Source organism: Zavarzinia sp. (assembly GCF_049306435.1).
Classification (GTDB): Bacteria; Pseudomonadota; Alphaproteobacteria; order Zavarziniales; family Zavarziniaceae; genus Zavarzinia.
Map to the genome: position 1 here is coordinate 1 of NZ_JBAQRT010000006.1, position 6,782 is coordinate 6,782.

4 protein-coding genes are annotated in these 6,782 nt (G+C 67.1%); 1 reads left to right on the forward strand and 3 read right to left on the reverse strand.

What is annotated here, in order from left to right; genetic code table 11:
* Positions 1-507: 507 nt before the first annotated feature.
* Entirely contained in the window at positions 508-1,284 is a 777-nt protein-coding gene (locus WAZ62_RS00430) for a Coq4 family protein (protein ID WP_422641557.1), read from the reverse strand.
* Between the two features lie 103 nt (positions 1,285-1,387).
* On the opposite strand from WAZ62_RS00430, the gene WAZ62_RS00435 reads away from it, so the two are divergent.
* A complete protein-coding gene (locus tag WAZ62_RS00435; protein ID WP_422641558.1) occupies positions 1,388-2,047 on the forward strand; it encodes a TetR/AcrR family transcriptional regulator in 660 nt (219 codons plus the stop codon).
* 261 nt (positions 2,048-2,308) lie between these two features.
* Here the strand turns inward: WAZ62_RS00435 and WAZ62_RS00440 are convergent, their stop codons facing one another.
* Positions 2,309-2,980 (reverse strand): SDR family oxidoreductase, encoded by a 672-nt coding sequence (locus WAZ62_RS00440; RefSeq protein WP_422641559.1) that lies wholly within the window; start codon positions 2,978-2,980, stop codon positions 2,309-2,311.
* Between the two features lie 17 nt (positions 2,981-2,997).
* Positions 2,998-6,579, reverse strand: a complete 3,582-nt coding sequence (locus WAZ62_RS00445) for a hydantoinase B/oxoprolinase family protein (RefSeq protein WP_422641560.1) — start codon at positions 6,577-6,579, stop codon at positions 2,998-3,000.
* Positions 6,580-6,782 lie beyond the last annotated feature (203 nt).

The following is a 6,782-nucleotide window of genomic DNA, read 5'->3' on the forward strand; positions in this document are numbered from 1 at the left end:
CGGCGGCATCGTCGCCATCGCCCCTGGTGGCATCGCCCGGCACGTCATAGACGATGTCGATCGCCATGCCGCCCGCGCCGTCTTCCGCCGCGTCCGGCAGTTTCAGCAGGAAAGCGAGCAGGATCAGGACATGCAGCAATGCAGATGCGAACAACGCAGGGCGATCCATGCTGCGCCTGCGTGACGCAGTTGCGGTAACTTCTGGTGTTGCATTCAATACCGACATGAGGTCATGATGCCTGCCAGCAAGAAAAAGAAAAGCGCCAGCCGCGAATCGCGGTGAAAACATCGCAAACAGGCTGGCGGGGGAGAATTTCGGTGGCCCGACAAAAACAAAAGGCCACCGGGACAACCGAGGGGAAATAAAAACAACCCCCGGTATTCGATTGTAGGCACGCTGGGGAGGGTGTCGGCAATCGGCAGGGACCAAAGGGAAGGACCCCGGGTATGGGCGGTCCGGCGACACTCCGCGCCGGGCCGCTTTTTTTGCCCGAAGCCGCCCCGCCCTCAGGCCGCGGCGGGCATCGCCCTCGCGGGCGCCTCGGAATTCATCAGGCCGGAAGCGTGATAGAGCGACGGCGTGCCGACGTTCAACTGGCGGCGTACCTCGCTGGTTGGCAGCGGCAGCAGGGCTTCCCAATCGGCACCGGGCAGGAAGGTCGCGGCGCGGCCGATCTTCCACGCCTGCCAGGCCATGCGCGCGATGGGCTGACCGGGCAATTCCTTGCGGAACTTGCCGATGCCGCCGAGGATCACCAGCAGGATGCCGGGATTGCCCGAAACACCATGGGTGAAGGACAGCACGCCGACCTCGCCCATGCCGTCGCGGCCGAACTGGCCGACGACATGATAGAGATCGTGGGAATCGCGCAGTCGCTCGCCGAAGCGGCGCATCAGGGGATCGATTTCCTCGCGCTCGCCATAGCCTTCATCGCTGGCGGCGACGAGACCATCGGCCGTCAGTTGCTCGCGCTCGACGAAGGCGAGATAGTCACGGCCGAGGCTACCCTCGGCCAGACTGGCGAGATAGGCGCGGTCGGAGAGGACATCGCACAGGCTGCGCTGCCGCTCCAGAATGGCGAGGGCGCCGGGCAGGCGGCGGAAACGGCGGTAGAGCGATTCAAAGGCCGGCCCTCCCAGCGCGTCGATGATGCGGAAGACCTGGGCCGTGTCCTCCTTGTCGCGCAGGAGGGTGCGCAGCGCCCGCCAAGCCTCGATCGGGCGATAGCGGCGATGGCCCGACAGCCGGCCAAGCCTGGGCTTTTCCTCGTTGAATGCCGCCATGGTGGTAACCCCGGTCTTATTTTTCGTATGGCGGAAGCCTATAATTGGTTGACATAATTGTCAATTCGCGGGGCGATTCGAGACCTCGGCGGGGGGACAGGGCATGGCGGCAGTCATCGGGAGCAAGCGGATCCGGCGCACGTCGGAAGAAGCCCGGCGCCAGATCCTCGACGCGGCGGAAGCGCGGCTGACCAACCTCGGCCCCGAGGGGCTTCGCCTGCAGGACATTGGCCGCGATGTCGGCCTGTCCCATTCCGCCATCCTGCATCATTTCGAAAGCCGCGACGGCCTCGTGAAGGCGCTGTCGATCCGCGCGACCGAGCAATTGCGCGCCGATGTCCTGGCCGCCCTGACCACGCCGGCCGGCAAGACGCCGGACGCGACCCAGGTCATGCAGAAAGTGTTCGAGGTCCTGTCGGAGCGGGGCTATGCCCGCCTCGCCGCCTGGCTGACGCTGGAGCATGACGGCGGCAATCAGGGTTTTTCCCAGCAGATGATCGCGGAATTGATCCGGGTCATCCACACCATCAGGATCGATCATCATGCCGCCGCCGGCATCGCCCCGCCGGTGGAGGAGGATACGGCCAATATCGTGTTGCTGGTCGCGACGGTCGCCTATGGCGACGGCATCATGGGCCATGCCCTGCGCGGCGCGGCGCGGCGGCCCGACGATCCCACGGCGCGCAAGGATTTCCGCCTGTGGTTCGGCCGCCTGATCCAGGCCCATATGGACAGTTATTTCCCCCCCAGGGACAAGCCCTGACGTCATGCTGACGTGGAAACGGGGCGCCCGTTGGGGCCGCCCCGTTTTTCACCATTCGCGCCTGTGTGACTGTAGTCCGCAGCGATGCTCAGACAAGTCCGACGACCAGCGCCATCAGAAAGGTGAAGACGACACCGGTGAGGAGATGGTTTGCGGTCATTGACCTTTTTCCTTTCTCGTCGGTGAGGTGGCTTTATCGTTACTTAGAAATCCCTTACTGAAAACCCGAAATCGTCGCTGCGCCGCAATGCCGCCCGGACCTCACCACGGCACTTCATTTCCATAGAGATTCAGATACTTGCCGTTGTCCCTTGAAGTCAGGCCTTCGATGGTGCGGTGCATGGCGGAGACAGATTCTTCGATCGACAGCGGCGCCTCGGCCCCGCCCATGTCGGTCCGCACCCAGCCGGGGTCCAGCGTGACGACGCAAAGCCCGCGCGCGACGACATCGCGGGAGAGCGAGCGCATGACCATGCTCGCCGCCGCCTTGGACGAGCGATAGATGTAATCGCCCCCGGAATTGTTGTTGGTGATCGAGGCCATGCCGCTGGTGATGGTGACGACGCGGCCCCGCCCCCGGGCGAGCGGATCGAGCAGCGCCTCGGCGACGTAATAGGGGCACATGGCATTCACCCGGAAGGCTTCGAGCCAGGCCTCGGCCTCCATCGGGCCGAGGTCCTGCGCCGATGGCCCCCAGATCCCGGCATTGTTGATCACGAGATCCAGCCGTTCCTCGGCGAAGCGGGTGCGCAGGGTGGCGATCGCCTTGCGGTCGGTGATTTCCAGTTCATGCGCGGTGATGCCGGGCACGGCTTCGAGATCGCCCGCCTTTCGCGCCACCGCGTGAACGCGCCAGCCCGCCCTGGCGTAAATCTCGGCCAGACCCCGGCCGAGGCCACGGCTGGCCCCGGTGATCAGCATGGTTTTCGGCATCGCCCTACCCTTTCGCTTCAGGACGGCGGCCGGCCGAAGCCGCCGCCGCCCGGTGTTTCAATCTCGATCGCATCGCCGGCCGCCACCTCGACCTCGGCGCAGGTGCCCAGGATCTCGATGCCGCCATCGGCCCGCAGGCAGCGGTTGATCCCCGGCGCGCCCTCGCCGCCGCCGTCCAATCCGAAGGGCGGAATGGTCCGCCGGTTGGACAGGATGGCCGCGGTCATCGCCTCGGTGAAGCGGATCCGGCGGATGACGCCATCGCCGCCCCGATGCCGCCCCGCCCCGCCGGAGCCGCGCCTTATGCCGAAAGCCTCGACCCGGACCGGAAAGCGCCATTCCAGCACCTCGGGATCGGTCAGGCGGGAATTGGTCATATGGGTGTGGACGGCATCGCAACCGTCGAAATCGGGGCCAGCCCCGGCACCGCCGCAGATCGTCTCGTAATATTGGTAGCGGTCGTTGCCGAAGGTGAAATTATTCATCGTGCCCTGCGCCGCCGCCATGACGCCGAGGGCGCCATACAGCGCGTCGCACAGGGCCTGGCTGGTCTCGACATTGCCGGCGACGACGGCGGCGGGGTAATTCGGCCGCAGCATCGAGCCTTCCTCGGCGATGATGTCGAGGGGCTCGAGACAGCCCTGGTTCAGCGGAATATCGTCGTCGACCAGGGTACGGAAGACATAGAGGACGGCGGCCTTCACGACGGCGAAGGGGGCGTTGAAATTGCTGGGCACTTGCGCCGAGGTGCCGGTGAAATCGACCCGCGCCCGCCGCGCCGCCCGGTCGACCGTGACCGCGACGCGGATCACCGCGCCATTGTCGAGCCGGCAGGTGAAGGCGCCGTCCGACAGGCGGTCGATCACCCGGCGCACCGCCTCCGCCGCATTGTCCTGAACGTGGCGCATATAGGCATGGACGGTATCGAGACCATAGACCTCGACCATGGCCAGCAATTCCTGGGCGCCCTTCTCGCAGGCGGCGATCTGCGCCTTCAGGTCGGCGACATTCTGCGCCGGATTGCGCGCGGGGTACGGCCCGGACGAGAGCAGCGCCACCACCTCGTCCTCGAGGAAGCGGCCCTCGGCGACGAGGGGCAGATTGTCGATCAGCACGCCTTCCTCGACCACGCTGGTCGAATGGGGCGGCATGGAGCCGGGCGTGACGCCGCCGATATCGGCCTGATGGCCGCGCGCCGCGACATAGAAGATCACATCGCGGCCCGCCCGGTCGAACACCGGAACGATCACGGTCACATCGGGCAGATGGGTGCCGCCGTTGTAGGGCGCGTTCAACATGAAGGCATCGCCCGGCTTCATGCTGGCGCGATGGCCGCGGATCACCGTCTCGACCGATTCCGACATGCTGCCGAGATGAACCGGCATATGCGGGGCATTGGCGACGAGGCCGCCCTTGCCGTCGAATACCGCGCAGGAAAAATCGAGCCTTTCCTTGATGTTCACCGAATGCGCGGTCTTCTCGAGGGTGAGGCCCATCTGTTCCGCGATCGACATGAAGAGGTTGTTGAACACCTCCAGCATCACGGGATCGCGGCCGGTGCCGACATCGCGCCGGGCCGTTTCGCCCGTCCGGTCGAGGAACAGGGTGCCGTTGCCATGCATCCGCGCCCGCCAGCCCGGCTCGACCACGACGGTCGAATGATCCTCGATCAGGACCGCCGGCCCCGCGACGATATCGCCGGCCAGCAGGCTGGAACGCTCGACCACCGCCGCCGCGTGGAACGCGTCCCGGGTGAAGATACGGGCGGTCTCCACGACCTCGATGGCCTGACCGTCCGGCCGGGAAGCGAGGACGGGTTCGGCGATCGCGCTGCCGCCCCCCGCCGCCTCGACCGAGATCGCCTCGACGATCAGGCGCCGGTTACCCGAAATGAAGCCGAAGCGGGCGCGATGCGCCGCCTCGAACGCCGCCCTGATGTCGTTCAGCGTGCCATGGGGCACGATCAGGGCGGTATCGGTTCCTTCGTAACGCAGGTGAATACGCCTGTGCAGGGCGATGGCGGAAGGGTCGATGCCCTGGCCCGCGACCTCGTCGATCGCATCCTTGCCGAGGGCATCGAGGCGGGTCTCGGCGGCGGCAAGACCCGCCTCGTCCAGCACCGCCTCCACTGCCTCTTCCCGCGTCGCCGCGATATCGGCGAGGCCCATGCCATAGGCGGACAAAAGCCCCGCGAGGGGGTGCAACATCACCCGGCCCATGCCCAGTGCCTCGGCGACGAGACAGGCGTGCTGCCCCCCGGCGCCGCCGAAACATTGCAGCGTGTAGGTCGTCACGTCGTGACCGCGCTGGACCGAGATCTTCTTGATCGCATTGGCCATGTTCTCGACCGCGATGGCGACGAAACCGTCGGCCATCGCCTCGGCCGACGCGGGGCTTCCGGTCGCCGCCGAAACCTCGGCCGCCAGCGCCTCGAACTTCGCCCGCACCGCGCCCGCGTCGAGCGATTGATCCGCGCCCGGGCCGAAGACGGCGGGGAAACGGTGGGGCAGCAGCTTGCCGAGGAGCACATTGGCGTCGGTCACCGTCAGCGGCCCGCCCCGGCGATAGGCGCAAGGCCCCGGATTGGCCCCGGCGCTTTCCGGCCCGACCCGCAGGCGCGATCCGTCGAAGCCGAGGATGGAACCACCCCCGGCGGCGACGGTATGGATCGCCATCATGGGCGCCCGGATGCGGACACCCGCGACCGCGGTCTCGAAGGCACGCTCGAAGCTGCCGGCGTAGTGGCAGACGTCGGTCGAGGTGCCGCCCATGTCGAAGCCGATGATCCGCCCCTCCCCCACCTCGGCGGCGGTGCGGACGGCGCCGACGACGCCGCCGGCCGGTCCCGACAGGATGGCATCCTTGCCCTGGAACAGATGGGCGTCGGTCAGACCGCCGGAGGATTGCATGAACATCAGCCGGCTGTCGCCCAGCGCCGCCGCCACCTTGTCGACATAGCGCCGCAGGATGGGCGAGAGATAGGCGTCGACCACCGTCGTGTCACCCCGCCCGATCAGCTTCATCAGGGGGCTGGCGCCGTGCCCGGTCGAGACCTGGGCAAAGCCGATCTCCCGCGCCAGCGCCGCCAGCGCCTGCTCGTGGGCGGGAAAGCGATAGCCGTGCAGCAACACGATGGCGATGGACCGGATGCCGGCATCGAAAGCCGCCTGCAAGCCCTCCCGCGCCCCTACGAGGTCGAGGGGATGCAGGATATCCCCCCGGGCGGAAAGGCGTTCGTCGATCTCCACCACCCGCTCGTGGAGGAGTTCGGGCAAGCGGATGTCGAGGGCGAAGATATCCGGCCGATTCTGATAGGCGATGCGCAGGGCATCGGCGAAGCCGCGCGTGATCGCCAGCAGCACCCGCTCGCCCTTTCGCTCGAGAAGCGCGTTGGTGGCGACGGTGGTGCCCATCTTCACGGCATTGACCGGGCCCGGCAGGGCGGCGCGCAGGCGGCGCACGCCTTCGACCGCCGCATCCTCGTAGTGCTCCGGATTCTCGGACAGCAGCTTGGCGGTTACGATCGCGCCGTCGGGCCGGCGGGCGACGATATCGGTGAAGGTGCCGCCGCGATCGATCCAGAAATCCCAGGTGCTCATATGCCCTCTTGTCTTCCGTGCCCAAGGTTTCACACCATGGGGGCGTTTCGCGAGTCAATCACGGGTCGGGCAGGACAGCCATGAGCATCTGGGGCAAGATCATCGGCAGCGCGGCGGGCTTTGCCCTCGGAGGACCGATCGGGGCCCTGCTCGGCGGGCTGGCCGGCCATGCGGTCGATTCGCTGGCCGGCGGCGGGTTGCCC